24 protein-coding genes are annotated in these 25,544 nt (G+C 35.5%); 21 read left to right on the forward strand and 3 right to left on the reverse strand.

Translation table 11 applies throughout. The features are described from left to right. The first annotated feature begins 2 nt into the window (after nucleotides 1–2). Complete coding sequence (locus tag COB47_RS02795) at nucleotides 3–1,907, forward strand: methyl-accepting chemotaxis protein (protein ID WP_013289889.1); 1,905 nt, start codon at nucleotides 3–5, stop codon at nucleotides 1,905–1,907. A 48-nt stretch (nucleotides 1,908–1,955) separates the two neighbouring features. Here COB47_RS02795 and COB47_RS02800 read toward each other — a convergent pair whose 3' ends face one another. Both COB47_RS02800 and COB47_RS02805 read right to left on the reverse strand, forming a co-directional pair. Continuing rightward, entirely contained in the window at nucleotides 1,956–2,660 is a 705-nt protein-coding gene (locus tag COB47_RS02800; protein WP_013289890.1) for an endonuclease III domain-containing protein, read from the reverse strand. Between the two features lie 9 nt (nucleotides 2,661–2,669). Further along, nucleotides 2,670–3,362, reverse strand: coding sequence for a hypothetical protein (locus COB47_RS02805; RefSeq protein WP_013289891.1), 693 nt, complete (start codon nucleotides 3,360–3,362; stop codon nucleotides 2,670–2,672). Between the two features lie 292 nt (nucleotides 3,363–3,654). Here COB47_RS02805 and COB47_RS02810 point away from each other — a divergent pair, with 292 nt between their 5' ends. The 16 genes from COB47_RS02810 (at nucleotide 3,655) to COB47_RS02880 (ending at nucleotide 21,332) form a co-directional block, all read left to right on the forward strand. After that, on the forward strand, nucleotides 3,655–4,962 hold the full coding sequence (locus tag COB47_RS02810; RefSeq protein WP_013289892.1) for an extracellular solute-binding protein: 1,308 nt from the start codon (nucleotides 3,655–3,657) through the stop codon (nucleotides 4,960–4,962). A 111-nt stretch (nucleotides 4,963–5,073) separates the two neighbouring features. Continuing rightward, entirely contained in the window at nucleotides 5,074–5,964 is an 891-nt protein-coding gene (locus tag COB47_RS02815) for a carbohydrate ABC transporter permease (protein ID WP_013289893.1), read from the forward strand. Between the two features lie 39 nt (nucleotides 5,965–6,003). After that, complete coding sequence (locus COB47_RS02820; RefSeq protein WP_013289894.1) at nucleotides 6,004–6,831, forward strand: carbohydrate ABC transporter permease; 828 nt, start codon at nucleotides 6,004–6,006, stop codon at nucleotides 6,829–6,831. A gap of 94 nt (nucleotides 6,832–6,925) precedes the next feature. Continuing rightward, a complete protein-coding gene (locus tag COB47_RS02825; RefSeq protein WP_013289895.1) occupies nucleotides 6,926–8,125 on the forward strand; it encodes an ROK family transcriptional regulator in 1,200 nt (399 codons plus the stop codon). Nucleotides 8,126–8,139: 14 nt separating this feature from the next. Continuing rightward, entirely contained in the window at nucleotides 8,140–10,206 is a 2,067-nt protein-coding gene (locus tag COB47_RS02830) for an endo-1,4-beta-xylanase (RefSeq protein WP_013289896.1), read from the forward strand. A gap of 155 nt (nucleotides 10,207–10,361) precedes the next feature. Beyond that, entirely contained in the window at nucleotides 10,362–11,426 is a 1,065-nt protein-coding gene (locus COB47_RS02835) for a bifunctional phosphoglucose/phosphomannose isomerase (protein ID WP_013289897.1), read from the forward strand. A gap of 45 nt (nucleotides 11,427–11,471) precedes the next feature. Continuing rightward, on the forward strand, nucleotides 11,472–12,194 hold the full coding sequence (locus COB47_RS02840) for a phosphatase (protein WP_013289898.1): 723 nt from the start codon (nucleotides 11,472–11,474) through the stop codon (nucleotides 12,192–12,194). 28 nt (nucleotides 12,195–12,222) lie between these two features. Further along, a complete protein-coding gene (gene fba, locus COB47_RS02845) occupies nucleotides 12,223–13,194 on the forward strand; it encodes a class II fructose-1,6-bisphosphate aldolase (RefSeq protein ID WP_013289899.1) in 972 nt (323 codons plus the stop codon). A gap of 188 nt (nucleotides 13,195–13,382) precedes the next feature. Further along, the gene (locus tag COB47_RS02850; protein ID WP_013289900.1) at nucleotides 13,383–14,609 is read left to right on the forward strand and encodes an RNA-guided endonuclease InsQ/TnpB family protein; all 1,227 of its coding nucleotides are present in this window, start codon (nucleotides 13,383–13,385) and stop codon (nucleotides 14,607–14,609) included. A gap of 132 nt (nucleotides 14,610–14,741) precedes the next feature. Beyond that, nucleotides 14,742–14,885: a six-cysteine ranthipeptide SCIFF gene (scfA, locus tag COB47_RS11915; protein ID WP_013289901.1), complete on the forward strand. Its 144-nt coding sequence runs from the start codon at nucleotides 14,742–14,744 to the stop codon at nucleotides 14,883–14,885. 103 nt (nucleotides 14,886–14,988) lie between these two features. Continuing rightward, a complete protein-coding gene (gene scfB / locus COB47_RS02855) occupies nucleotides 14,989–16,350 on the forward strand; it encodes a thioether cross-link-forming SCIFF peptide maturase (protein WP_013289902.1) in 1,362 nt (453 codons plus the stop codon). Nucleotide 16,351: 1 nt separating this feature from the next. Further along, a complete protein-coding gene (locus COB47_RS02860) occupies nucleotides 16,352–16,867 on the forward strand; it encodes a gamma carbonic anhydrase family protein (protein ID WP_013289903.1) in 516 nt (171 codons plus the stop codon). A gap of 125 nt (nucleotides 16,868–16,992) precedes the next feature. Beyond that, on the forward strand, nucleotides 16,993–18,240 hold the full coding sequence (gene secD / locus COB47_RS02865) for a protein translocase subunit SecD (RefSeq protein ID WP_013289904.1): 1,248 nt from the start codon (nucleotides 16,993–16,995) through the stop codon (nucleotides 18,238–18,240). Continuing rightward, nucleotides 18,241–19,173, forward strand: coding sequence for a protein translocase subunit SecF (secF, locus tag COB47_RS02870; protein WP_013289905.1), 933 nt, complete (start codon nucleotides 18,241–18,243; stop codon nucleotides 19,171–19,173). A 119-nt stretch (nucleotides 19,174–19,292) separates the two neighbouring features. Next, a complete protein-coding gene (locus COB47_RS02875) occupies nucleotides 19,293–20,960 on the forward strand; it encodes a ribonuclease J (RefSeq protein WP_013289906.1) in 1,668 nt (555 codons plus the stop codon). Nucleotides 20,961–21,101: 141 nt separating this feature from the next. Further along, nucleotides 21,102–21,332: a YlmC/YmxH family sporulation protein gene (locus COB47_RS02880; RefSeq protein WP_013289907.1), complete on the forward strand. Its 231-nt coding sequence runs from the start codon at nucleotides 21,102–21,104 to the stop codon at nucleotides 21,330–21,332. 3 nt (nucleotides 21,333–21,335) lie between these two features. Here COB47_RS02880 and COB47_RS02885 read toward each other — a convergent pair whose 3' ends face one another. Further along, nucleotides 21,336–22,052 carry a carbon-nitrogen hydrolase family protein gene (locus COB47_RS02885; protein WP_013289908.1) on the reverse strand — a complete coding sequence of 239 codons (717 nt, stop codon included), beginning with the start codon at nucleotides 22,050–22,052 and terminating at the stop codon, nucleotides 21,336–21,338. A gap of 205 nt (nucleotides 22,053–22,257) precedes the next feature. Between COB47_RS02885 and COB47_RS02890 the strand changes: the two genes are divergently transcribed. The 4 genes from COB47_RS02890 to upp are packed head-to-tail and all read left to right on the forward strand — an operon-like array spanning nucleotide 22,258 to nucleotide 25,503. After that, complete coding sequence (locus COB47_RS02890; RefSeq protein ID WP_013289909.1) at nucleotides 22,258–23,517, forward strand: UDP-N-acetylglucosamine 1-carboxyvinyltransferase; 1,260 nt, start codon at nucleotides 22,258–22,260, stop codon at nucleotides 23,515–23,517. A gap of 22 nt (nucleotides 23,518–23,539) precedes the next feature. Continuing rightward, a complete protein-coding gene (locus COB47_RS02895) occupies nucleotides 23,540–24,337 on the forward strand; it encodes an MBL fold metallo-hydrolase (RefSeq protein ID WP_013289910.1) in 798 nt (265 codons plus the stop codon). A gap of 37 nt (nucleotides 24,338–24,374) precedes the next feature. Next, nucleotides 24,375–24,821 carry a ribose 5-phosphate isomerase B gene (gene rpiB / locus COB47_RS02900; protein ID WP_041742683.1) on the forward strand — a complete coding sequence of 149 codons (447 nt, stop codon included), beginning with the start codon at nucleotides 24,375–24,377 and terminating at the stop codon, nucleotides 24,819–24,821. 40 nt (nucleotides 24,822–24,861) lie between these two features. After that, a complete protein-coding gene (gene upp / locus COB47_RS02905) occupies nucleotides 24,862–25,503 on the forward strand; it encodes a uracil phosphoribosyltransferase (protein ID WP_013289912.1) in 642 nt (213 codons plus the stop codon). The last annotated feature ends 41 nt before the right edge of the window (nucleotides 25,504–25,544 follow it).

A 25,544-nucleotide genomic window follows, 5' to 3' on the forward strand; every position in this document is an offset into this window, starting at 1 on the left:
GAATGGTAGGCACGTCAAGACTTTTAAGAAGACAAGTATCAGGATTTTTGTTTTTTTTATATACAATTTTGTTGATTGTTTCGATATTAACAAATTATGCTGTTCCCAAAAGGACTTTAGAAAAAGAGCTTAAAAAAAGCTTTGAAGGTGATGCTAAGGCAATATCTGAGCAATTTGAAAGTTATTTCAAGTTTGTGAATGACATGCTTTTGTCGTTTTCATTAAATAGAGAGGTTTCAAGAATTCTTACTTTGTCTCAGGAAGATGCTAAAAGTAAAGATAATATAGCGTCGTATGAAATAATACTTTCAAGCTTAAAAGATGCAGCTCAGCGATTGGGTGGAGACTTGTATCTTCATGTTAAAGACACTTATTTGTTTGCAAATCTTAAAGGAGAAATTGGGAATGCTAAATTTGAAGAACTTGCTATGTTAGAAAAAGTTGCATCTATAGAAGCAGATATTCCACTTACTGTATATTCTGACAAGGATAAATTAGTGTTTGAAATGCCAGTTTTGAATTTTATGACTTTTAATAAGATTGGAGAAATATATCTTGTAGTGAATAAAGCAAGTATATTGCAAAATGTACTCAAAACCTATGAACACTATCAGTTTGTTGTAAAAACAAAAGACGGGGAAGTGTTAATAAGTAAGGGAAAAGCAGGCAGAGAGCAATTTGTATATTCACAAAATGTAGTTGGTGGCAATTTTAACTTGTCTGTAGGTGGTGCTAAAGACTATATATTCAGACAAATAAGCTTTGTTCGTTGGTTATTTTTGATACTAACTTTTATATCAATGATCTTTATTATTGTACTATCATTGTTTATTTCCAACGTTGTAGTTAATCCTTTAAAAGGATTGGAACAATTATTCAAAAAAATAAAGGAGAAAGATTTGAGTGTTGAGAAAAAGATAAGTCAAATAAATGATGAAATAGACAAAATTTATAATTCCTTCTTTAGAATTCTGCAATCCCTAAAAAAGCCGATAATGTATTTTAATGAAATAATAAATAATCCAAATATATCTAAAAGTAAATTTGAAAATGTGATTCAACAGAGTGAAGATATAAACAAAGAGATTAATGAAAAATCAATAAAATTTTTAAATTCATTGGAAAGGCAGAGAGATTGTTTGAAAGTTTTAAGTGAAAGCATGGACATGTATATGCATAACCTGGAAGATATCAAAGTATATTTACTGAATCAAGGTAATAGATTAAAGACATTAGATAGTTTATGCAGTTCATTTAAGTTAGAGGTAAGAAAAGTAGAAAATTATACTGATGAGATCGAAGAAATATTGTCTCACTATAGCAGTATTGTTAGCGATTTAAGCAATAAGATAAAAGAATTAATAAAGTTATCCGACAATTCTGGAAGATTAGCAAGAGGATTAAAAATGGTGCAAATTTCAGTTAAGATAGAGTTGATGAACAACAAAATTGCAAATTTTATAGACGTTTCAGCACTTGAAAAACTAATAAGTGGTATAGAACAACTAATTACAAGATTTTATGATGTGTTAAAGAATATTGATGATACGAATCAAGATGTTATAAGGGAAATTTGGAATCTACACAGTGATTTAAAAAGAGACGAAGATTTACAAGAACAATTTTTGTCGGTACTAAACAAGATGGAAAGCAACATTTTGGGAGTGTACCAAAAAATTAATGATGTGACTAATGAAATTGATATATTGAAGTCAAAGATTCAAGAAGTTAACAATGAGATTGCTATTGACATTGCAAAACTAAATAATACCAAAAATAATGTTCAGCAAGTGCTGACTGATTGTTTTTCAATAAAAGAAAATATAGAACACATGATGAATGAAATTGCAAAGGTTGAACAACTTGCAAAAGAAATAAAAAAATATGCATCTGCTTATAAGCTTTAAAGAGAAAAGAAGGCTGTCCAACTCATTATTGGACAGCCTTCTATTTAATTAATTTTCATCAAAATAATTACAAATTAATCTTAAACAGCATTTGTTACAAATTGGCTTTTTGCTTTTACAAATTTCTTTGCAATGCTTTACAATAAGTGCATGAAACTCATTAAAAAACTTGGTTTGAGGAGTCAGTTTGGCCATAATAATTGCTTGTAAATCACTATATGATATTTTTTCACTTTCTATTAAACCCAGCCTATAAAAAAGTCTTTTTGTATAACTGTCTACCACAAAGATGGGTTTTTCAGCACCGTACAAAATTATGCTATCAGCTGTTTCAAATCCTATACCTTTTTGAGAAAGCAAAATCTTTCTCAAACTTAAGATATCAAGAGCAAACAATTTTTCTAAGTCAGAGTTAAATTCTCTTTTCAAAAAGTTGCAAAATTCTTTTAACCTTTTAGCTTTTTGGTTATAATAACCTGCTGGTTTGATTAATTCAGCCAGCTTCTCATCAGGAGTTTGCAATATTCCTTCAACTGAGAGGATATTTGCTCTTTTCAGATTGCAAATAGCCTTTTCAGCAGAGTTCCAAGAAATATTTTGAGCTAAGATTGCGCCTATGACCATCTCAAATTTAGTTTCAGCAGGCCACCAGTTCTGTGGTCCCCAAAATTCGTAAAGCTTGTTATAAATATTGTAAAGAAATTGCGAAATGTCAGTAGGAAGAGCTAATTTTTTAATATCTTCTTGTTTCATAGCGTTTTTCTAATCCTCTTCTCCTTTCTTTATCACAGTGAATTTATAAACTGACTTTAAAAATACATTGAAAAAGTCATTTGGACTATGGTCTTTTATCACAGATAAGAGCGAATATTCTTCTGGCTTTTTGTTTCTGTCAACAAAGATTGTGATGACAATCATATTACCCTCAATCAGAGAATTTTTGCTACTATCAATCTTTTCTAAAGGATAATACATTACAGCTGCGTTTATGTACTTTGATTTAAGGTCAATCTTTTCAATATATACATCATAAATTCCTTTTTCGAATACACTGGACATCAAAATTTGTGACTTGATAAAAGTTATAACGGGATTGTAATATTTCATTTCAGATTTAGACACCTTATTTTTATAATAAATTTTTTGAGTTGTTTTTCCATCCGAGTTTTTACTACTCACAATATATATTGAGTCTGAAACCTTTTGAGTATAAACAGCGTCTGAAATGGTGACATTTTCAGTTTGCTGCGGATTTTCGTACATCTTAGAGTAAACAGCAGCCGGAAGCTGTGTGTTTTTATCAGAGGTTTTCGGAGCGGTTATATAATATTGACGGTTTGAAGAGGTTTGAACCTCATCCTTCAGTTTAACGTTGTTTACAATGGCAGTTATGATATACATAGGCACAAGCAGAAACGCGAGAATTGTGAAGATTTTTACAATTGACTTATTCATAATATATAATCTCCCCAATTTATAAATTATGATTTACTAACTAAATTATAAAGCATTTCAATTAAAAAATCAGCTGAGAAAAGCTTAAATCAAATTATAGATATTTAACAAAACAAATAGTTAATATTCAGCGAGAACCACAACAAATAATATACTAATAATATTAATTTGGTAAGGTTATTATTATTACAAGATAACTAAAACATTAAAAAATCAAAGAAGGATTTTTAAAAATTATAGCGAAATATATAAATAGTTTGTTTAATAAATAAACTAAAAGGAGTGATGTTGTGTGAAGAGGTTAGTAAAGATTATTGCATGGGTGACAGCGGTTGTTTTTATGCTAAGTTTAGTTTTGGTTTTTTATCCATCTGAAAAGGCTTTCAGCTCAGCAGGTAGCACGAAGAAGATTGTATTTTGGCACATCACCACTGACGATAATGGTAAAAAAATGATTCAGGGGCAAGTAGACCGCTTTGTAAAAGCACACCCGGATTTTAAGGTTGAAGTGGTACCACTTCAAAATGATTCGTTCAAGACAAAATTGAAAATTGCTATGGGTTCAAATCAGGCACCAGACGTATTTGTCACATGGGGCGGCGGTCCATTCTTTGAATATGTACGAGCTGGCAAAGTTAAGGATATTACAGCTTACATGAATGAAAACAATTATAAGAGCAGATTTGTTGAAGCTGCATTTGGACCAATCACTTATAACAATAAGATTTGGGCAGTTCCAGTTGAAGGAGCAGGTGTTGCGCTTGTATGGTACAATAAGGAAATATTTAAGAAATATAATTTAAAGGTTCCAACAACTTATGATGAATTTTTAAACATTGTAAAAACATTAAAAGCTAAAGGAATAATTCCTATTACACTTGCAAATAAAACAAAATGGCCAGGATGTTTCTGGTATTGGAATTTTGTCAATAAATTAGGTGGAGCTTCAGCTTTTGAAAAAGCAGCAGAAAGAACGGGCGGAAGTTTTGCTGATCAACCGTTTATAAAAGCTGGCGAAATGCTTCAAGAGTTAGTTAAAATAGGTGCATTTCCAAAAGGATTTAATGGTCTTGATTGGGATACAGGACAGTCAAGAATGCTTTTATACTCTGGTAAAGCTGCAATGGAATTAATGGGAACATGGCAGATTCCTATTGTTAAGGCTGAAAACAAGAAGTTCTACGACAATAACCTTGACTTCTTCCCATTCCCATCAATTAAAGGTGGGAAAGGCGATCCGACAAGTTTAGTTGGAATGGCATCTTCAAACTATTATGCTGTGACAACTACATGCAAATATCCAAAAGAAGCATTTAATATGATTCAATATTTAATTGACGATCAGGCAGTCAAAGAAAGAATTAATTATGGTCAAATACCTCCAGTAAAGGGCTTAAAGTTCTCAGATCCAATGCTTCAAAAGGTTTATAACATAGTTGCAAAAGCAAAGAGTATTCAGCTTTGGTGGGATCAATATTTACCGCCTCAACTTGCAGAAACTCATAAGGATATTGTTCAATCTCTCTTTGGTTTGACACTTACACCAAAAGCTGCGGCAGAAAAGATGGAGAAAGCGGCAAAAGATTATTTCAAGAAGTAAAAATATTGTGCCTTTCTTAGGAATTGGTATTAGCTGTAGGATAACCTGCAGCTAATACCAATTCACTTTTCTATTTACTAAAAATTTGTTTAAATGGGAGGAAGTTAAAAATTGCAGAGAGATAGAACCTCTAAATTAGCTCAAAACATAGGAATTTTCCTTTTCTTAGCTCCTGCTTTAATTTTAATTGGTATATATATAATTTGGCCAATAATTATGTCATTTAATCTTAGTATGTTTGAGTGGGATGGTGTTTCACCACAAAAGATATATATTGGGTTAAAAAATTGGAAAGATTTGTTACATGATTCTATATTTTGGCATGCATTGGGAAATAATATAAAGTTTATATTTTTATCAATAATTATTGAAATGCCGATTGCGATTTTAATTGCTGTTTTACTTGACAGAGGTGGTAAAAAGTTTGACCTCTTCAAGTCACTATTCTATCTTCCGATGCTTATGTCATCTGTTGCTATAGGTGTATTGTTCAAATATATATACGACCCATCGTTTGGACTTTTAAGTGGGATATTGAGTTTTCTGCATCTTGATTTTTTGAATCAGGATTGGTTAGGTGACCCTAATGTAGCTTTTTACTCTGTTGTAGCTGTTATATGTTGGCAATATATACCATTTTATATGATATTCTTTATAGCAGCTCTTTCAAATATTCCTCATGAATTATATGAGGCTGCAAAGATAGATGGAGCAACGCAAGGTCAGTATTTCTGGAAGATAGAGCTTCCTCTTTTGTCACCATCAATAAAAACAGCTTGTATCCTGTCTTTGATAGGTTCTCTTAAATATTTTGATTTAATTTACGTCATGACAGAAGGTGGACCGTCTAATGCGACTGAACTTATGGCAACTTATATGTATAAAAATGCTTTTGCCTCATTTAAAATGGGATACGGAAGTACAATTGCTTCAGCTATGTTTATAATAATAACAACAGCAGGCGTTTTGGCATATTTTGCAACCAAAAAAAATGAAGGTTAATTTAGTGATTTGACTTTATTGAGGAGGGAAGAAAGAACAATGGGTTCAATAAAAGAAACAAAAAAATGGTATTTTATATTTTTAGCTATATGGACTTTAATTGCTGATATTCCTTTTTTATTTATGTTTTTTACATCTATTAAAACACAAACAGAACTTTTGATGGGTAATACATGGCAGGTACCAAAACAGCCTACAATAGGAAACTATTCGACAGTAATTCAAGGTAGTTTTTTTACTTACCTTAAAAACAGTGTTATTGCTGTTTCGATATCTGTTATCTTAATTTTAATTGTATCTTCAATGGCAGCATATGTATTTGCCAGAATGAAATTTGCTTTAAATAATTTATTGTATTCGATTATAATAGCCGGAATGGCAATACCTATTCATGTTACTCTAATACCTATATATGTACTTACAAACAAGATAAAGTTATATGATACAATATTTGCTTTGATTGGACCATATGTTGCCCTAAGTTTGCCAATGTCAATATTTATTCTTACGGAATTTATGCGAGAAATACCTATTGAGCTTGAAGAAGCAGCCAAAATAGATGGTTGTTCCATGTTTAGACTGTATTCTGACATTCTTCTTCCACTTTCAAGACCTGCTTTAATTACAGTTGGGATATACAATGGGACATATCTTTGGAACGAGTTTGTTTTTGCTTTGGTATTAACAAGTTCACCACAAAAGAGAACTCTTCCACTTGGTATTTGGGATTTTCAAGCAAGATATGGTTCGGATATTCCAGCAATTATGGCATTCTTGACATTATCTCTTTTGCCAATGCTGATTGCATATATTTTGGGACAGGATAAAATCATAAAAGGTATGATGGCAGGTGCTGTAAAAGGATAAAATGATGTTTTTTGCTCCTTAAAAACATTTTCCCACAGCTTTTTTTGTTGTATAATAATTTGCAAAGTCTAAATAAGCAGAGGAAAATGACAGGATGGGAAATCATGCGTTATTAAAACAAATAAATAAGCTTTTAATTTTGAAAACAATTTTAGATAATAAGATGATATCGCGCGCAAAAATTTCAAGGCTTGTAGATTTAAATAAAGCAACAGTGTCAAACCTAACCGATGAGCTTATAAAAGAAGGATATATAGTTGAAAAGGGATATGGCAAGTCAAAAGGTGGAAGAAGGCCTGTGCTTTTACAGGTAAATAAGGATGTAGGTTCAATCATAGGGATTGATTTGGGTGTTGATTACATTCATGTTATTCTTTCAAACTTTATAGGTGAGATTATTTTTGAAGAATATGTCAACATTAAGATGGAAGAGCCAAAAGAAAAACTTTTAAATCTTCTTTTTGACATGATTGAAAAAGCAATAGATAAAGCTCCGCCGACTCCAAAAGGAATTTTAGGTATTGGAATTGGTGTTCCTGGTATTGTGGAAAAAGAATCTGGAATTGTGCTTATTGCTCCAAATTTAAAATGGAAAAACGTTCACTTAAAGTCGATTATTGAGCAAAGGTTCAACCTGCCTGTTTATATTGACAATGAAGCAAATGCAGGCGCACTGGGCGAAAAGTGGTTTGGCGAGTGGGGAAAAGTTAGTGATTTGATTTACTTAAGTGTTGGCATTGGTCTTGGTGCAGGTATTATTATCGACAACAAGCTTTTCAGGGGCGCTGCAGGATTTGCGGGGGAGGTTGGACACACAACTATCAACTTTCAAGACGATGTTTGCAGCTGTGGCAACATTGGCTGTCTTGAGAACTTTGCATCTGAGAGGGCACTTTTGAGTGTTATCAAAAAACTTGTAAAAGAAGGAGCAGAGGATAGGTATATAAGCTGTGAAAATGTAGATGAAATAACTCCTTCTCAGATTATACAAGCAGCGATGGATGGAAGCAGGATTTGCAGAATGGCTGTGCTTGAGGTCGCTGAAAAGATGGCAATAGGAATTGCAAATCTTGTAAATATTTTTAATCCTGAAATAGTAATTGTAGGTAACAAGGCATCGTTTTTTGGTGATTTGTTTTTGGAAAAATTGAGAGAGGTAGTTAATCAAAAGTCTTTTATAGCCCAGTTTTATGATCTTAAGATTGAAGTTTCAAAGCTAAAAGACAGAGCTGTGGTTTTAGGGTGCATAGCAATGGTAATCTCTGATATGCTTTCTTTTCCAGAGTATGTATGAGGAGGAATTGCTGGATGAAAAGTTATGTTTATAAAAAATTGAAAAGGTTTTCAATAATGGCTTTAGCAATTTTATTTTTGGTTGCAACCTTGATTGGCATAGGAAGTACTAAAGTTAGTAAAGTTAGCGGAGCAACAAAAAAGAATTTTGTGGAGTTTAATTTTGAAAATAAATTAGTAGCGCCGTTTAAAGCATCGGGCAAATCTACAACTTTAAAGATTGACAGTACAGCCGCAGCAGAAGGAACCTTTTCACTTTTTATAAGTGGTCGAAAACAAGCAAATGATGGAGTTTTGCTTGATGTAACCAATATCATAGATTATTCAAATGAATATACAATTACTCTATATGTTTATCATAAATCCAGCAAGCCGCAGCGTTTTGTTGTGAGTAGCGAAATTGAGACAAAAAGCGGAAAGGAAAGTAAGCTGCTGTGCGAAAAGGTTATCATGCCAAATAGCTGGAAAAAACTTGATGCAAGTTTAAACTTGACTGAGCTAAAAGGGATTAAAAAAGTTTGGCTAAAGGTATATGTGCCAACCTCAACCACAAATTTTTACGTTGACCTTTTTACACTCAAAGTTTCCGAGAGTTCAAATCTCATAAAATTTGAAAGCTTTGAAGACAAGAGTATAGCAGGATTTATTCCTCAGGATAAAAAATGTAAATTGTCAGTCTCAAAAGAAAAAGCTTATCAAGGTACATATAGCATAAAGTTTCAGCAGACTGCAAAAAAGCAGAATACAGCTGTTAATTTGCCGGTGAAAGGTACATTTGAGAAGGGTAAGAGCTATTCAATATCTTTTTATGTGTATCAGCCCATTTTAAAGAGTTTAAACTTGGCAGTTGGCGTTAGATTTCTGGAAAATGGAAAGAACACGAAAGAGATTGTGCTTGGGAAAGTAACTGTTCCCAAGAATAAGTGGACAGAAGTATTTGCAAGTTATACGCCCTCTTTGGATTCAAAGATAAAAGACTTTGTGATTTTCATAAGACCTCTTTCAGATATTTCTTACTATTATTTTGACAACTTCACAATTTCAGATGATAGCTTGTATTCAGCTGTTCCTGATTTGGATATACCTTCATTGTGTGATAAATACAAAAACTACTTTAAAATTGGTGTTGCTGTACCCTACAAGGCTTTAACAAATCCTATTGATGTTGCACTCATAAAAAGACATTTTAATAGTATTACACCAGAAAATGAGATGAAGCCAGAAGCACTTCAGCCGTATGAAGGAGGTTTTAACTTTTCCATTTCAGATGAATATATGGATTTTTGCAAAAAGAATGGTATAGCTATTCGTGGACATACTCTTGTATGGCATCAGCAAACACCCAGCTGGTTTTTCCAGAACCCTCAGACAGGGGAGAAGCTGACAAACAGTGAAAAAGACAAGAAGATACTTTTAGAGAGGTTGAAAAAGCACATCCAAACAGTTGTCGGAAGGTATAAAGGAAAAGTATATGCATGGGATGTTGTTAACGAAGCTATTGATGAAAATCAACCAGATGGTTTTAGAAGAAGTGACTGGTTTAATATATTGGGACCGGAATATATTGAAAAAGCATTCATTTGGGCGCATGAGGCAGATCCCAAGGCAAAACTATTTTACAATGATTATAATACTGAAGATCCATATAAAAGAGAGTATATTTACAATTTAATCAAAAGCTTGAAAGCAAAAGGCATACCTATTCACGGAGTGGGTGTTCAGTGTCATATTTCTCTTAACTGGCCAGATGTAAATGAAATTGAAGAGACCATAAAATTATTCAGCAAGATACCAGGAATTGAAATACATTTTACGGAAATAGATATAAGCATTTCCAAGAATATGGTTGAAGGTGATGATATGTATAATCGTTCTCTTCTAATTGAACAGGCAAAAAAATTAGAAAAAATTTTTAATGTTTTAAAAAAATATAAAAATGTAGTTAAAAGCGTTACATTTTGGGGATTGAAAGATGACTATTCGTGGCTGCAAGGTGATTTTCCGCTTTTATTTGATAAGGATTATCAACCCAAATTTGCTTTTTGGAGTTTAATAGACCCATCAGTTGTACCAGAACAATAAAAAAGTGCATAAAAGGGGAAGGCACCTTTTAGGGAGGTTTTAAACTTCTTTAGAGTGGTGCTTTCCTTTTATTTTTTATGTGGTTTTGAAGTTGAAAAAACTGAAAAATTGTTATATTATGAAATAGAAAATTTTATAGAAAGGAGTCAGGGAAAATGCTTGATAATTTAGAGACAATTGCACAGAACGACCCAAGTGGTATGTTTGAAGCAGTGTATAATCTTCCTGAACAAATTCAAAAAGCATACGAGATAGGCAAAAATATTAATGTGAATGTAAAAGCAGAAGATATAGATAAGGTTGTGATTACAGGTCTTGGCGGTTCTGCAATAGGTGGGAACCTTTTGAGAGTATTTGTTCTTGACAAGTGCAAAATCCCTGTGATTGTTAACAGAGACTATGTACTTCCTGCGTATGTTGATTCTAAAACTCTTGTCATAGCTTCGAGCTATTCGGGTAACACAGAAGAAACACTTTCTGCCTACCAAGATGCAAAAGCAAAAGGTGCGAAAATAATTGCAATAACTACAGGTGGAAAGTTAAAAGAGTTTGCTGAAAAGGATGGATTTGATGTAATCACAATCCCAAGCGGCCTTCAGCCAAGAGCTGCACTTGGATACTCATTTATTCCACTCTTGATGCTATTTGTCAAACTTGGTCTGATTGAACCTGTTGATGACCAGATAGAAGAGACAGTAAAGGTTTTGAGTGACCTGAGAGAAAGATATAAACCAGAGGTGCCGGAAGAGAAAAACCTTGCAAAGAGACTAACATTAAAACTTTGGAACAAGCTCCCAATCATATATGGCATTAGTGGAACTACAGAGGTTATTGCAGAAAGATGGAAGGGTCAGATTTGTGAAAATTCAAAATCGCCAGCATATTTTAATGTATTCTCAGAGCTCAACCACAACGAGATAGTGGGAACTGAGTCGCCAAAACATATTTTGGGGCTTTTTGAAATTGTAATGCTCCATGACACAGAAGACCACAAGAGAAATGCAATCAGAATGGATATTACAAAGGACCTTGTAAAAGGTGTTGTATCTGGAGTAAATGATATATACTCAATCGGAAATTCGAGGCTTGCAAGAATGTTTTCGCTAATTTACCTGGGAGATTATGTATCACTTTATCTTGCAACACTTTACCAAAATGATCCAACTCCTGTGAAAAAGATTGATATTTTAAAGAACAAACTTGCAGAGATTAAAGACTAAGATTTGAAATTCGTACAAAAATTTTTGATGAGAGCTGAGATGAAGATGTTTTTGGAAGTAGAGACACACTGTCATACAATTGCAAGCGGTCATGCTTACAATACCTTGGAAGAGATGGTGCTTGAGGCACAAAGAAAAGGTTTAAAAGGAATATGTATAACTGACCACGGCCCTGAGATGCCAGGGTCGTGTAGTAGTTTATATTTTTACAATCTGGTGGTTGTACCGAGAAAAATAAATGGTATAATGGTATTTAGAGGGTGCGAGGCGAATATAGTTGACTATGAAGGCAATATAGATATCCCGCAAGCAGCATTGATGAGGCTTGATTTTGTGATTGCAAGCCTACATGATGTTTGTATCCCGAGTGGGACAGTTTCTGACCATACCAGGGCACTCATTGGTGCTATCAAAAATCCTTATATACATTGTATAGGGCATCCGGGGAATCCGCTATATGAAATTGACAAAGAAGAGGTTGTGCTTGCTGCAAAGGAATATAAAAAAGCAATTGAGATAAACAACTCTTCGTTTTATGTTCGTGAAAAGAGCAAAGAAAACTGCATAGAAATTTTAAAACTGTGCAAAAAACATGGTGTGTACATTGCCATGGGCTCAGATGCACACTACAAAGCAGACATTGGCAGATGCGAAATTACACAAAAACTTGTGACTGATTATGAATTTCCCCCTGAGCTTATTGTCAACAAAAGCTTAGAAAGCTTTATAAGCTTTCTAAAGCTTCATGGAAAGGATATTGAGATTTAAAACAAAAACTTTGAGGAGGTAATTTAAAATGCCGTTAGTTACCACAAGAGAAATGTTTAAAAAAGCGGCGGAAGGCAAGTACGCAATAGGTGCATTTAACGTCAACAACATGGAGATTATCCAGGGAATTGTTGAGGCTGCAAAGGAGGAACAGGCACCGCTTATTTTACAGGTTTCAGCAGGTGCAAGAAAGTATGCAAAACATATCTATCTTATCAAGCTTGTTGAAGCAGCTCTTGAAGATTCAGGAGACCTCCCAATTGCTCTTCATCTTGACCATGGAGAGGATTTTGAGATTTGCAAAGCGTGTATTGATGGTGGTTTTACTTCTGTCATGATTGATGGTTCAAGGCTTCCTTTTGAGGAGAATATTGCTCTTACAAAAAAGGTTGTTGAATATGCTCATGAACGCGGGGTTGTGGTGGAGGCAGAACTTGGCAAGCTTGCCGGAATTGAGGACAATGTAAAGGTTGCAGAACATGAAGCAGCTTTTACAGACCCTGACCAGGCGGCAGAGTTTGTTGAAAGAACAGGTGTTGACTCTTTAGCTGTTGCGATTGGAACAAGCCATGGGGCATACAAATTCAAAGGCGACCCAAGACTTGATTTTGAAAGACTTCAGAAGATTGTTGAAAAGCTTCCAAAAGATTTTCCAATTGTTCTTCATGGTGCATCAACAGTCTTGCCTGAATTTGTTGAGATGTGTAACAAGTATGGAGGAAATATTCCAGGTGCAAAAGGTGTACCAGAGGATATGCTCAGAAAAGCGGCAGAGCTTGGTGTGCGAAAGATTAACATTGATACTGATTTGAGACTTGCAATGACCGCAGCTATCAGAAAACACCTTTATGAGCATCCTGACCATTTTGACCCAAGGCAGTATCTCAAAGATGGCAGAGATGCGATAAAAGAGATGGTAAAACACAAGCTTAGAAATGTTCTTGGCTGTGCGGGCAAGGCTCCCGAAATTTTAGAGGAGATAAAGAAAAACAGAGGTTAAAAAATACTGCCAAATAAAGGGCGAGGACAAAACCTTGCCCTTTTTCTTTTGACAAAATTGTATTGTAAAATAGTTTGTGGTAAAATACTATATGTTGTTTATCAAAAATTTAGCAAGAAGACTCCCACCTCTTTAAGGTGGGAGATGAATTGCTAAAAGTATGATACAATATTTTTGGGTGATTTCAGATGTACAAAACACAGAAAAATCATATAAGATGTGACAAACAAACATACAAACTTCTGCGTATGTTATGTCACTTTTCTAAAAACTTGTACAACTATGCTTTGTATCATATAAGGCAACACTATTTTAAAACTCAGGAATATCTGCCATATGAAAGCGTATATCATCTTGTGAAGGAAAACGAAAATTACAGACTTTTGCCTTCTCAGGTTGCCCAGCAAACTCTTATTTCTGTGGACGAAGCTTTTAAATCTTTTTTAAGTCTTTTGAAAGCTAAAAAAGAAGGGAGAATAGATAAAAAAATTTCAATACCGACATACCTGCCAAAGGAAGGGATGTACCAGATTGTTTTTCCTAAAGACCAGTTCAAGGTAGAAGGGAATAAACTGAGACTCAGTCTTGGCAGAAATTTCTACAAGGAATTTGGAGTAAGGTACTTGTATTTTGACCTGCCACAAAACATTAGAGGCAAAAAGATAAAAGAGGTCAGGATAGTGCCAAGGTTTCATGGCAAATGGTTTGAGATTGAGTATGTGTATGAAGAAGAAGAAGAAGAAGAACAGAATTATAATCTTGATAAAAGCAGGTACTTATCAATAGATTTAGGTCTTGACAATTTTGCAGCAGTAGTTGATACCATCGGGACTGCCTTTTTAATAGAAGGCAGGTATATAAAATCAGTCAACCGATGGTATAACAAACAAAAGGCAAGACTCCAGTCGATATATAGCAAGCAAAATATTAAATACGGCAAAAAACTTGCTCGGATTTGTCTTAGAAGACAGCATATAATTGACAACTTTTTGAATCAAGCTGTCAATTATATAATCAAGCATTGTCTGAACAATCAAATAGGTACAGTAGTTATTGGGGAAATGAAAGATATAAAGCAGAAAATAAATCTTGGGGTTGTAAACAATCAAAACTTTGTGAACATACCATATGAAAGGTTCAAGAGAAAGTTAGAAGCGAAGTGTGAATATTATGGTTTAGAGTATGTAGAAGTGGACGAGAGTTACACTTCGCAGAGATGTAACAGGTGTGGGACAGTCAAGAAAAGTAACAGGAAGCACAGAGGGCTATACGTGTGCAAAGATTGTGGGTATGTAGTAAATGCAGATATAAATGGAGCGCTAAATATACTTGCGAAGGTAGCTGGCGAGTCTGCAAAGAAGCAGATAGTCAGTAGTGGGTGTGTGAACCACCCTGTGAGAATAAGGGTAGCTTAGCTGCTACCAAACTTCTCACGAAGCCTCCACCTCTTTAGGTGGATGGTAGTTCACGCGCAGAATTAATATTTTATACGCAGCGTGAATAATTTTTAAAAATTTTCATTTTAAAAAAGGAGGTTTGAGGTTTTTATGAAGCATATAAAGGTTGTTGTAAAAAATGCTCTTTCAAAAACAGTTGTTTCTGGCGGCTGTGGTGAGTGCCAGGCATCTTGCCAGTCAGCTTGCAAGACATCTTGCACTGTTGGAAACCAAATTTGCAAAAACAGAAAATAATCTTCTGTGAGTGGGCTGTCAAAAAATTTTTTTGAGGGCAGCCCTGCGCAAAACTTTTTTAATTTAAAATGTGATAAAGCAGGAGGAAGACAATAAGAAAAAGATGGTTCATACGTTCGAAAAATTCGGACTCAAAATTGTAGTGGATGTGGCATCAGGTTCAATTTTCACAGTTGATAGTGTTGCTTATGAGGTAATAAAGTATTACAAAGAAAATGGAAGTTTTGATGGAGTAGAAGATGCACTTGAGTTTGATAAACAGCAGATAGCTGAGGCAGTTTTTGAAGTAAAAAGCTTGATTGAACAAGGAGTTCTGTTTTCTGAGGACAACTATAAGGATATGAATTTGATTGAAAAGAGAAATCCGGTTATAAAGGCAATGTGCCTTCACGTTGCCCACGACTGTGACCTGAGATGTAGATACTGTTTTGCATCAAGTGGCAGTTTCAAACAGGAAAGAAAACTTATGAGCTTTGATGTGGGCAAAAAGGCAATAGATTTTCTGCTTCAAAATTCTGGTTCAAGACAGAACTTAGAGGTTGATTTTTTTGGTGGAGAGCCACTTTTGAATTTTGATGTGGTAAAAAAGATTGTTGAGTATGCAAGAGAAGAAGAGAAGAAGTATAACAAGAAAATATCTTTTACCCTGACAACAAATGCAACAAACCTTTCAGACGATATAATTGAATATCTAAACCAGAACATAGAAAATGTTGTACTCAGCCATGACGGAAGACCGCAAGTCAATGACTTTATGAGAATTGACAGAAACGGTAATGGCACCTATAGCAAAATCACAAACAACATTTTGAGGTTTATCCAAAAAAGAAATGGGAAAACTTATTATGTGAGAGGAACATTTACAGCAAAGAACTTGGATTTTTCAAAGGACGTTTTACACTTATACAGCCTTGGGATAAAAGAAATTTCGGTTGAACCTGTTGTACTGGACAAAAGCAGTCCCTGGGCGATACGTGAGAGTCACATCGAAAGGATAAAAGAAGAGTATGATATTTTGGCTGAGGAGTATATAAATGCGAAACTTAAAGGAGAAGGCTTTAGCTTCTTCCATTTCAATATAGACCTTACAGGTGGTCCATGTGTTTCAAAAAGACTTTCAGGGTGTGGTGCTGGGTTTGAGTATGTAGCAGTTGACCCGGTAGGGAATATCTTTCCGTGTCACCAGTTTGTTGACAAACCAGACTTTAAGATTGGTGATGTCTTTAAAGGTCTGCAGAGGTTTGATTTGGTTGAGGAGTTTAAGAAAAATACAGTGTATGAAAAAGATGAATGTTCAAAGTGCTGGGCGAGGTTTTACTGCAGTGGCGGGTGCGCTGCTGCAAACTATAATATGAACGGTGATGTGAAGAAATCTTACATTGTTGGATGCGAACTTGAAAGAAAGAGGGTGGAAAATGCAATAGCTATAAAGCTTTATCTTATGGAAAAGGGGATTGAGAGCTAAAATGATAATTTCTTATAAAGGCAAAACACCTAAAATTGCGCCTTCTGCTTTTGTTGCAGAAAATGCGGTTATCATAGGCGATGTCGAAATTGGAGAAAATTCAAGTGTATGGTTTGGTTGTGTTATAAGATGTGAAGAAAATAAAATTGTGATTGGCAAAAACACCAATATCCAGGACCTTACAACAATTCACACGGACCACTGCTGTTCTGTTATAATAGGCGACAATGTTACAGTTGGTCACAATGTAGTTCTTCATGGTTGTGAGATAGGCAACAACGTTTTAATTGGAATGGGGACTATCATTATGAACGGCAGCAAAATAGGTGATAATAGTTTAATTGGAGCAGGAAGTCTTATAACTCAAAACATGGTTATCCCGCCAAATACCCTTGTTTTTGGTAGACCTGCTAAAGTGATAAGAGAGCTCACGTCAGAGGAAATTGAAAAGATTGCAATTTCTGCGAAGGAGTATATAGAGCTTAGCAATGAGTATAAAAAGATAAAAGATTATTAAATTTTGTTTGTTGACTTTTTATCAAGTAGAAGATTATAATTTTACTGAATAAGTATTTGTCTGAGTATATATTAAATTTTCTACATGTTTTTTCTTAACCTTCTAAAAAGAAAGGAGAAAGGGTTATGCAAAATAAAAGCTTAGCAAAGTTTCTGATAGGATGCTTAGTAATAGCCTTTGCATTTTACATAGTGTTTTTTGGGCTGGAAATTGGAACTGCAAGCATCCCGTCAGTCCAAAAAGTTATAAGGTATGGGCTTGATTTGAAAGGCGGCGTTTACATTGTATATGAGGCAGCAAAAGAGAATCCAACAAGAAGAGAAATGGAGTCAGCATTGCAGCTCATCAGAACAAGGCTTGACATGAGAAACTTTTATGATGCAACGGCGACAATTCAGGGCTCAAAGAGAATAAGGGTAGAAATTCCAGGTGTCAAAGACCCTGATGAAGCAATACAGTATATAGGAAGAACAGCTTTGATTGAGTTCAAGGGACCTTCTGGAGATTTGATTGTTTCAGGTAGAAACGTTGTTGATGCATATGCACAGCAGACAGCATCAGGATACGTTGTTGCACTAAAGTTTGACAAAGAGGGAACAAAAAAGTTTGCAGAAGGGACAAAAAAATATTTAGGTCAAAACATAGGAATTTATCTTGATGGGAAGCTTATATCAAATCCTGTTGTTCGGTCAGAGATTGACAATGGCGAGGCTGTAATTGAAGGTATGAAAGATTTGGAAGAGGCTAAAACACTTGCTCAGCAGATAAAAGCTGGTGCTCTTCCATTTGCTTTGAATGTGATAGAAAGCAAGGCAATAGGACCTTCGCTTGGAAACGAGGCTTTCAAATCAACCTTAAAGGCTGGAATTATTGGAATCTTGCTTGTGTTCCTGTTCATGATAATTTTCTATAGACTGCCAGGGCTTGTTGCAGATATAGCTTTAGTTGCTTATATAGTTATTCTGGTTGCAATTGTGGGGTATGCAAAGATAACTTTGACCCTCCCTGGTATAGCAGGTATAATCCTGTCTGCCGGCATGGCAGTTGACGCGAATATCTTAATCTTTGCAAGGTTGAAAGAGGAATTAAGAAGTGGAAAAACTTTAAGGGCTGCTATGGATGCAGGTTTTAGGCGGGCACTAAATGCTGTTATTGACTCTAACGTGACAACAATAATAGCAGGAATTGTTCTTTTGTTCTTGGGAACAGGTCCTATTAAAGGTTTTGCGTGGACGCTCACCATAGGTATTGTGGTATCGTTCTTCACAGCAATCACCGTTACAAGATTTTTACTTACTTCAATTATAAATACAGGACTCTTCAAAGATATCAGGTGGTATGGCGGTAAGAAAACCAGGGAGGAGGATGTTTAAATGACCAAGATTGATTTCATGGGGAAAAGAAAGTACTTTTATATAGTTTCAATTTTAATTATGGTAATTGGGTTGATTTCGTATTTTGTCCAAGGTTTTAACTATGACATAGACTTTACTGGTGGTACAGTTTTGGAGATAAACCTTCATAAAGTTCCAAGCGCTGCTGAGATTGCTGATTTGGAGAAGTTGACAAAACAGATTACAGGAACACAGACACCTATTGTGAGAAAAGTTGAAGATGGTAAAAAGATAATGATAAACGCACATGAGGTTCACGGCAAAAACAAGACAGAGCTTTCAAAGGAGACAAGAGACAAGCTCTTTGAGGAGATTGCTAAAAGATATAATCTGAAAAAAGAGGATTTAATATCTTATCAGAATGTAGGAGCTACTATTTCATCTGAATTAAAATCTCAGGCTATTTGGGCGGTTGTGATTGCATCAATTTTGATGCTCATTTATATTGCTATCAGATTTGAGTTCAGGTTTGGTACAACTGCTGTAGCAGCACTGATTCATGACCTGCTGATTGTGTTGACTGTATATACTCTCTTTAAGATTCCACTTAATTCCACTTTTATAGCGGCAATTCTTACTGTCCTTGGTTATTCTATAAACGATACCATTGTTGTGTTTGACAGAATAAGAGAGAACAGAAGAATCGCTGGAAAGATGGAACTCAAAGATCTTGTAAACCTTAGCATGAACCAAACGATAGGAAGGTCAATTGCAACAGCAATGAGTGTCATTATAGTTCTTGTCGTTCTGTATATCATGGGTGTTCAGTCAATAAAGGAATTTACGTTCCCTCTTTTGATTGGTGTTATATCAGGTACTTATTCGTCCATATTTATAGCAACTGCGCTGTGGTTTGACTGGGAGCTCAGCACAAGAAAGAAAAAACTTCAAGCAAAGCCGAAAAGAGCATAAAAGAATGCTAATTTTTATGACTTATTTTTAAATTCTTCAAAAAAAGCTCTTGCGAAAGCCATTTTCGTAAGGGCTTTTTTAAAATGTCTTTTTATTTTGATTTTTTGGAGGAATTCTTTATGAAGAAAAAGCAAGAGCATCGAATTAGAATCATACCACTTGGTGGGCTTAACGAAATTGGAAAGAACATGCTTGTTATTGAAGTAAACGACGAGATAGTTGTCATTGACTGTGGTCTTGCATTCCCAGAAGATGAGATGCTTGGTATTGACCTTGTAATACCGGACATATCATATCTTATCAAGAATAAGGAAAAGGTAAGAGCTTTGATTCTCACACACGGTCATGAAGACCATATTGGAGCTATACCGTATGTACTGCGCGATTTAAATATTCCAATTTATGGCACAAAACTTACACTTGGGCTTGTTGAGATAAAGCTTATCGAATTTGGTATAGATTTGAACTCTGTAAAGCTGTTCACTGTCAGGGCAGGGGATGTAATTAGTTTTAACAATATGCGCATTGAGTTTATCAGAACAACACATTCAATAGCTGACTCTGTTGCTGTTGCTATACACACACCGCTTGGTCCCATTGTCCACACAGGCGATTTCAAAGTAGACTTTACCCCTATTGAAGGTGAGCCGATTGACCTTATAAGGTTTGCAGAGCTTGGCAAACAGGGTGTCCTTGCGCTTTTATGTGATTCAACGAATGCAGAAAGACCTGGTTTTACATTGTCTGAAAAGACTGTTGGTGCGACATTTGACAGGATATTTTCCCAGGCTCAGGGGAGAGTAATTGTTGCAACATTTTCTTCGCACATTCACAGAGTACAGCAGGTTATAAACTCGGCAGAAAAGCAAGGAAGAAAGATTTGCGTTTTGGGAAGAAGCATGGTGAATGTTGTGAACAAAGCACTTGAACTTGGGTATCTGAAGATGCCAGATGGGATGCTGATTGATGTTGATGAACTTGATAACTACCCTTTGAACAAGATTGTCCTTATTACCACAGGAAGCCAAGGCGAGCCTATGTCTGCACTTTCACGAATGGCTTCTGCCGAGCACAAAAAGGTAGGGATTATACCCGGTGATGTTGTTATAATCTCAGCCACGCCCATTCCTGGAAATGAAAAGTTTGTAAATAGAGTAATAAACGATTTATTTAGGCAAGGTGCACAGGTGATATATGAAGACATTGATGACATTCATGTGTCAGGTCATGCCTGCCAGGAAGAGATAAAGCTCATACACAATCTTACCAAGCCCAAATACAGTATTCCGGTGCATGGCGAATTTAAACATTTGATACACCATGCAAAGCTCGCAATGGAGCTTGGAGAAAAAAACGTATTTGTATTAGAAAATGGGAAGGTTTTGGAGATTACAAAAGACGGTGCAAAGGTTGTTGGAATGGTGCAAGCAGGGAATGTGCTTGTTGATGGACTTGGAGTTGGAGATGTAGGAAATGTTGTTTTGCGCGACAGACGTCATCTTGCCCAGGACGGGCTTTTCATTGTTGTGCTCACAATTGATTCGTCAACAAGAGATGTCCTTTCTGGACCGGATATTATCACAAGAGGCTTTATATATATAAAAGAATCTGAGCCCCTGATTGAAGAGGCGAAAAGAGTGATAAAGGATGTTCTTTACTTTTGCTACAAAAACGATATTACTGAGCCTAACGCAATAAAGGTAATTTTAAAAGATAATCTGAGGAATTTCTTGTTTGAAAAGACACGCAGAAACCCAATGATAATTCCAATTATAACCGAGATTTGAATGTACTTACTCATGCTAATAAAGCCGCAGGCAAATATAGAATGTACCTGCGGCTTTTTTGTTCTGAGGAATTTTCACATGAAAAAAACTTTTGCATATAATAATAAAAGACAACAATGCTTGAAAAGTGGTAAAAAGAAGATGTATAAGTCTTCGGATTTGAGAGAAAAGGATGTAATAAACATCTCTGATGGTAAAAAGCTTGGCAAGGTTTGTGATTTAGAGGTTGATGTCAAAACTGGAAAAGTAGATGCAATAGTTGTCCCGGCACCATTTTCTGTGGGCAACATCTTCTCCAAAGAAAAAGACTATGTGATTCCGTGGGATAAGATAAAAAAGATTGGGGAAGATGTTATTTTGGTTGAAATATAGAGTTCAGATTTCTGCTGTTAAGAGAACTTCTTCTGTTTCGTTTGCCTCACATACAATACATCCGTTTCTATCTACAATCAGACTATGACCAAGGCTTATCATGTTAAGATGAGCACCTGTTGCGTTTGCCAAAAACACATAATATTCATTTTCAACAGCTCTTGTAATTGGAATACTTCTATTTTTATCAATTTTCCATCTGGCTTCCTTAGGATTATAATAATGTGCTGCTAATACAAAAACTCCATCACAGGCATTGTCCTTATATTCTTTGAATATATTATAGAAATTTTGGTCTCTACAAATGGCTATGCCAAAACGCTTTTGTTTATACTCAAAAACAAGAGTATCTTTTCCTTCAGAAAATATTTTCATTTCAAGCTCGGTCGGATGCAACTTGTCATATTTTTTGTATCTACCATCGGGGAATATTACTGATGCACGGTTTTTTAATTTTTCACCTTCGAAAAATGGATGACCAATTATACAGCAAATTGAATATTTACTTGCAAGTTGAGAAATTTTATCAATAGCAGATAAAATTAAATCATTCAAAACTCTTGATTTTAGAAGCTGGATATTATAGCCAGTCAGTGCCATCTCAGGAAAGCAGATCAAATCTACCTCTTCGACCTTTGCTTGTTCTAAAAAATTTGTAATTTTGATAAGGTTATTTTCGATACTATTTGATATCTTCATTTGAACAACACCGACTTTCACCTTCTATATCCCCTTCAGCTGTAATTTTTTGACTAATTATTATTATATCATTTTTTAGAAAATTACACTACTTTTTCATTTTCACTGTAACTTATAATTGGCTTGATGAAAAGAATATTCTTCTTTTCAGATTTCGCAAGAAAGAATATAATATAAAAGAATGGGAAAATGGATAAGAGTTTTTTTAAAAGAGAGGGTGCAGAAATTGAAAGAGACTTATGAAAAAATTGTGATAGAAGGTGGCTATCCTTTAGAAGGTGAGGTTGTAATAAACGGTGCAAAGAATGCTGCAGTTGCTGTAATTCCTGCAGCTTTAATGTCTGAGGGAGAAAGTGTTATAGAAAACCTTCCTTTAATTGAAGATGTGTTTGCAATGGATGATATTTTGCTCAAGCTTGGAGCAAAGATAGAATATGACAATCATTCTCTTAAAATAGATGCGAGGAACTTGCACAGCTACATAGCGCCATATGAAAGTGTCAAGAAGATAAGAGCTTCATATTACCTTATTGGAGCACTTCTTACCCGGTTTGGCAAGGCAGAAGTTGCTATGCCAGGCGGTTGTAATTTTGGTTCAAGGCCTATTGACCAGCATATCAAAGGGTTTAGAGCACTTGGTGCAGATGTTAGAATAGAAAACGGTATGATAAAGGCGTATGCAGATAGGCTTGTTGGTACAAAGATATATTTGGATGTTGTATCTGTTGGTGCAACAATCAATCTTATGCTTGCTGCTGTCAAGGCAAAAGGTATAACAATAATAGAAAATGCGGCAAAAGAACCGCATGTTGTTGACACTGCAAATTTCCTAAACAGCATGGGTGCAAAAATTAAGGGTGCAGGTACAGATGTTATCCGAATTGAGGGTGTAGACAGGCTTTATCCAACAAAGTATGCTATTATTCCTGACCAGATAGAAGCAGGGACATATATGATAGCTGCATGCGCAACAAAAGGACATATAGTTGTAAAAAATGTGATTCCTAAGCATTTAGAGTCGCTCACAGCAAAGCTTGTTGAGATGGGTGCAGAGGTTATAACTTATGAAGACAGCATCGAGGTCATTTGCAAGCAAAAGCTAAGAAGTTCAAGCATAAAGACAATGCCATACCCAGGTTTTCCTACAGACCTTCAGCCTCAGATGACAGTGCTATTAAGTCTTTGTAGCGGTACGAGTATTGTGACAGAGGGTGTGTGGGAAAATAGATACCAGTATGTTGATGAGCTCAAAAAAATGGGAGCAAACATTAAGGTTGAGGGAAGAGTTGCTGTTGTTGAAGGTGTAGAAAGTCTTCAGGGGGCTGAGGTTGTTGCTGTGGACCTTCGGGCAGGTGCTGCTTTGATTGTTGCAGGGCTTGCGGCTAAAGGAAAAACTGTAATTTACAATGCAAAAAATGTTGATAGAGGGTATGAAAACATAGATTTAAAGCTTTCAAAGCTTGGTGCAAAGATTTCAAGGAGATAAAATTAAAGGGGTAGAATAATAAATGTCAGATAAACTTATTTTCTGTCCGCTGTACAGTGGAAGCAGTGGCAACAGTATTTTGATTTCATACAAAGATACTACAATTATAGTTGATGCTGGTGTAAGTTTTAAAAAACTTGTCCAGGCACTCGAAAAAATTGGGTTTAATAAAAAAATTGATGCAATTTTACTTTCTCATGACCACTCTGACCATGTTAAATGTGCAGGTATTTACTTTAGAAAACTTAATGTTCCCATTATAACAAATCACAAGACATGGGAAAGTATAAAGAGATTTCTTGGTAAAGTGGACGAAAGTTATGTAAAGCTAATTGAGACAGGGACAAGCTTTTCGGTAGGTAGTATTGGAGTTGATACATTTTCAATACCTCACGATGCATCTGACCCTATGGGGTTTTGCTTTTATGTCAAAAACAAAAAAGTTTCGATTTGTACAGATGTTGGACATGTAAATGATAGCGTTGCAACAATGATAGATTTTTCAGATATTATTTTGCTTGAGTCAAACCATGATGTTGAGATGCTGATGTTTGGTCCTTACCCCTACCATCTTAAGCAGAGAATAAAAAGTGACAAAGGTCATCTTTCAAATGAACAGGCAGCCCAGATGATTTTAAAGTTGAATCTTGAAAGGACAAAGAGGATTTACTTGGGACATTTGAGTGAGGAGAACAATCACCCTGATGTTGCGTTGATGACTGTAAAATCCATCTTAAAAGAAAAAGGCGTGTTTGACAGTTTTGATTTTGGCTTAGAGGTGGCGCAAAGATATGAGCCTTCTTTGTGCTCTTTGTTATAAATGTATTTATAAAGTTTTTGAAAGGGGAGAGATAAAATTGAAATTAGCAATAGGTTCTGACCATGCAGGCTTTAATCTCAAAGAGGCTGTAAAGAAACATCTTGACAAAAAAGGGATTGAATACAAAGACTTTGGCACATATTCAGAAGAGTCTTGTGACTATCCAGATATTGCAAAAGATGTAGCGCTGGCAGTAAAAAACGGGCAATATGATTTTGGTATACTCATCTGTGGAACTGGAATTGGAATCTCTATTGCTGCGAACAAAGTTAGGGGAATTAGAGCTGCGCTTTGTCATGACACATTTTCTGCCAAGGCTGCACGAGCTCATAACAATGCAAACATTCTTGCGATGGGTGCAAGGGTTATCGGTGAAGGGCTTGCATGTGAGATTGTAGATGCCTTTTTATCTTCAGCTTTTGAAGGTGGAAGGCATCAGAGAAGAGTTGATAAGATACATCTGATAGAGGATGAGCAGCAGTAATCATTCAAGCTTCATAAATTTTTAGAAAGGAGAAAGGATTATGGTAGAGTACAAGAAGAATGTGTATGTATTTGACCATCCTTTGATTCAGCACAAGCTGACTTTAATTCGTGACAAAAACACAGGGGTTAAAGAGTTCAGGGAGCTTGTTGAAGAGATAGCAATGCTCATGGCGTATGAGGTTACAAGAAATCTGCCTTTAAAAGAAGTTGAAATTGAAACACCTGTTGGGGTTGCAAAGTGCAAAGTGATCTCTGGAAGAAAACTTGCCATTGTGCCTATTCTGCGCGCCGGGCTTGGTATGGTGGATGGACTTTTAAAGTTAATTCCTGCTGCAAAGGTGGGGCATATTGGTCTTTACAGAGACCCTGAGACTTTAAAGCCTGTTGAGTATTACTGCAAACTTCCACAGGATGTCCACGAAAGAGACATAATTGTGCTTGACCCAATGCTTGCAACAGGGGGGTCTGCATCTGCTGCGTTTGACTATATAAAAAGATACAATCCTCAAAGTTTGAGACTTATGTGTCTCATTGCAGCACCAGAAGGGATTGAAAGGTTGACTCAAGATCATCCAGAGGTTGAGATTTACTGCGCAGCGGTTGATGAAAAACTAAATGACCACGGCTACATTGTTCCCGGGCTTGGTGATGCCGGTGACAGACTGTTTGGCACAAAGTAGCATTGGATAAGGTATAAATACAATTTCAAGAAAAGTTGTAT

The organism is Caldicellulosiruptor obsidiansis OB47 (genome assembly GCF_000145215.1).
Taxonomy (GTDB): domain Bacteria; phylum Bacillota; class Thermoanaerobacteria; order Caldicellulosiruptorales; family Caldicellulosiruptoraceae; genus Caldicellulosiruptor; species Caldicellulosiruptor obsidiansis.